Source organism: Kluyvera genomosp. 3 (assembly GCF_011765685.1).
In the GTDB taxonomy this organism is placed as follows: domain Bacteria; phylum Pseudomonadota; class Gammaproteobacteria; order Enterobacterales; family Enterobacteriaceae; genus Kluyvera; species Kluyvera georgiana_A.
Window position 1 is genome coordinate 4,043,188 of record NZ_CP050321.1, and the last position, 663, is coordinate 4,043,850.

The window sequence follows — 663 nt, forward strand, 5'->3', positions numbered from 1 at the left end:
TATCTGTTCTTATTACGGAGAACAGACACAGTGTGTCGTTTCAATTTTCAGCTTGATCCAGATTTTTAAAGAGCAAAACTTCGCAGTGAACCTTTTCAGGTACACTCTGAAGTTTTCTTGGTTTGTTGCAGTAAAGATGGTGGAGCTATGCGGGATCGAACCGCAGACCTCCTGCGTGCAAAGCAGGCGCTCTCCCAGCTGAGCTATAGCCCCATCGTTTGACAGAATCTCTTAAAACCGTAATTCTTTCTGAGACAAGGCGTGGAACGGCGAAGCATACTGAAGTATGCGAGTCGTTTCACAACGCGGTATCAGGAAGAATTTGGTAGGCCTGAGTGGACTTGAACCACCGACCTCACCCTTATCAGGGGTGCGCTCTAACCACCTGAGCTACAAGCCTGCAGAGATTCTTTACTGCTATTTTTCATCAGACAATCTGTGTGAGCACTTCAAAGAACGCACCTGAGCTACAAGCCTGCAGAGATTCTTTACTGCTATTTTTCATCAGACAATCTGTGTGAGCACTTCAAAGAACGTTTCTTTAAGGTAAGGAGGTGATCCAACCGCAGGTTCCCTTTAGCGCTCTGTCGCGAGGTGGCGTATATTACGCTTTCCTCTTTCAGAGTCAAGCGTTTAATTTCGCTTTTCTCTGTCGAGATTCTC

General features: G+C 46.2%; 2 tRNA genes. Both read right to left on the reverse strand.

Going from position 1 to position 663, the window contains the following annotated elements:
- Positions 1-137 precede the first annotated feature (137 nt).
- Positions 138-213 (reverse strand) — tRNA-Ala (locus GY169_RS18980).
- Between the two features lie 110 nt (positions 214-323).
- Positions 324-400 (reverse strand) — tRNA-Ile (locus tag GY169_RS18985).
- Positions 401-663 lie beyond the last annotated feature (263 nt).